Source organism: Pseudomonas sp. PA-4-8C (genome assembly GCF_021606625.1).
Classification (GTDB): Bacteria; Pseudomonadota; Gammaproteobacteria; order Pseudomonadales; family Pseudomonadaceae; genus Aquipseudomonas; species Aquipseudomonas lactis.
This window is the reverse complement of sequence record NZ_WKCD01000482.1, coordinates 1-2057: the sequence shown is the minus strand read 5'-3', so window position 1 is coordinate 2057 and position 2057 is coordinate 1. Positions and strand designations below refer to the sequence as shown.

The window sequence follows — 2057 nt, the reverse complement described above, 5'->3', positions numbered from 1 at the left end:
GCGACAGTCTCGTGGGCTCGGAGATGTGTAATAAGAGACAGGTCCTTGACCATCACCTGCACGGTCGTGGCCGGCCCCGGGATGGACGCCGGCTCGAATTCCGGGGACTGCACATGTTTCCAGGCCAGCTTTACCAGCACCGTGCCGTCGGGGAATGGCAGCGTTGAATCCTGATAAGCCTTGATGGCCAAGTCATTGCCCAGCACGGCTCGCAGTTCGTTCAGGGGGGCCGCTTCCTGCGCCGGCGCAATCAGCGGCCATAGGCGGTAGTTTTCCGGCAATTTCACGCCATAGATCGGTGAGGCGTCGCCCGAGGCGACACCGGTAGCGGTCAACGCTGCGATTGCAATGGCAGCCGACATCGCGGCCAGAAATTTCAGCTTCATCATCGCCCTCCTCTCAGCCGGTTTTCAAAGATGATCGGCGTCGATCACCGCCTGGGCGAAGGCTTTCGGCGCTTCCTGCGGCAAGTTGTGGCCTACACCACCGGTGATCAATCGGTACTCATACTTGCCAGTGAAGCGCTTGGCGTACGCTTCGGCAGGTGGATGCGGTGCGCCGTTCGCATCACCTTCCAGGGTGATGGTGGGCACGCTGATGGATGGAAATGCCGCGAGTTTCTTCTCCAGCGCATAGTATCTGGCCTCGCCCTTGACCAACCCCAGGCGCCAGCGATAGTTGAAAATCGACACGGCCACGTGATCAGGGTTTTGCAAGGACGCCGCGCTGCGCTCATAAGTGGCGTCGTCGAAATTCCACTGTGGTGACGCCAGCTTCCAGATGAGCTTGGCGAAGTCATGGGTGTTTTTCTCGTAGCCCAGGCGCCCACGCTCGGTCGCGAAGTAGAACTGGTACCACCACTGCAGTTCGGCGGCTGGCGGCAATGGCACCTTGCCCGCCTCTTGGCTGCCTATCAGGTAACCGCTCACAGCGACCAGGGCTTTCACTCTTTCCGGCCACAGTGCGGCAACGATATCTGCAGTACGGGCGCCCCAGTCAAACCCACCCAGCACCGCCGTCTTGATCTTCAGCGCGTCCATGAAGTCGATCAGGTCGGTCGCTAGCGCAGCGGGTTGACCATTGCGAACTGTCTTGGCCGAGAGAAAATGCGTATCGCCATAACCACGCGCGGAAGGGATCAACACTCGATATCCCTTGTCCGCCAAAGCAGGAGCGACATCAGCGTATGCGTTGATATCGTAGGGCCAGCCGTGCAACAAAATGACCACAGGGCCATCGGCTGGGCCGAGTTCCGCGTAAGAAACGTCCAGCAGCCCCGCTTTCACATGCTTAAGAGCACCGAGAGAGGTGTGAGCTCCCGGGGTGATAGCCCCAATGGTGGACGCGGGTACATCAGCCGCGCTGGCTTGGGAAAAACCGACAGCCACCGCTGCGAATTGCAGCACCGCTGCTGCCAACAGCGATGGGGCAAGACCCCGCAGGCGGCTGGATTTATTTTGATTGTTCAGCAAGGTCATCTCCATGGTATTTCTCCGTAGCGAGCCGCCGAATAGCGGCCCGGTGTGTTGACTGGATTGCGTATGAGCTACTGAGCTGTCTTGGTTGCGCTCAGCTTGGCGCGCAGCGGCCGGAAGGCCTCCCGCAACTCTTCGCTGAACAATTGAGGTTGCTCCCAGGAAGCGAAGTGGCCGCCCTTGTTAACCTGGTTGTAGTAGGAAAGTGATGGGTAAGCGCGTTGCGCCCAGCTTTTTGGCGCCTGATAGATCTCGTGCGGGAAGACCGTGATCGCCACCGGCACCTTGATGCTTGCGGTGTTCTGCGCGGCAGCGCTGAAATTGTTGTTGTTGTTTTCCCAGTAGAAACGCGATGACGATGCGCCTGCGTTCGTCAGCCAGTACAGGCTGATATCGTCCAGCATCTCGTCACGGGTCAATACCCGTTCAGGCTGGCCATCACTGTCCGTCCACGCGGCGATTTTCTCGTACATCCACGCCGCAGTTCCGGTAGGCGAATCGGCCAGCAGGTAACCGATAGTCTGCGGGCGCGTAACCATCATCGCGCCGTATGCTGCATTGCGGCCGAAGAAGGTGCTCAAG

Annotated in this window: 2 protein-coding genes and 1 pseudogene; all 3 read right to left on the bottom strand. The window is 59.4% G+C overall.

What is annotated here, in order from left to right; genetic code table 11:
* On the bottom strand, positions 1 to 386 hold a 386-nt coding region (locus GIW04_RS30210; protein WP_236479566.1), incomplete at its 3' end, for a cytochrome P460 family protein.
* A gap of 24 nt (positions 387 to 410) precedes the next feature.
* Positions 411 to 1484 carry an alpha/beta fold hydrolase gene (locus GIW04_RS30205; RefSeq protein WP_120248039.1) on the bottom strand — a complete coding sequence of 358 codons (1074 nt, stop codon included), beginning with the start codon at positions 1482 to 1484 and terminating at the stop codon, positions 411 to 413.
* 62 nt (positions 1485 to 1546) lie between these two features.
* Positions 1547 to 2057, bottom strand: a pseudogene (locus GIW04_RS30200) (epoxide hydrolase); the annotation flags it as partial.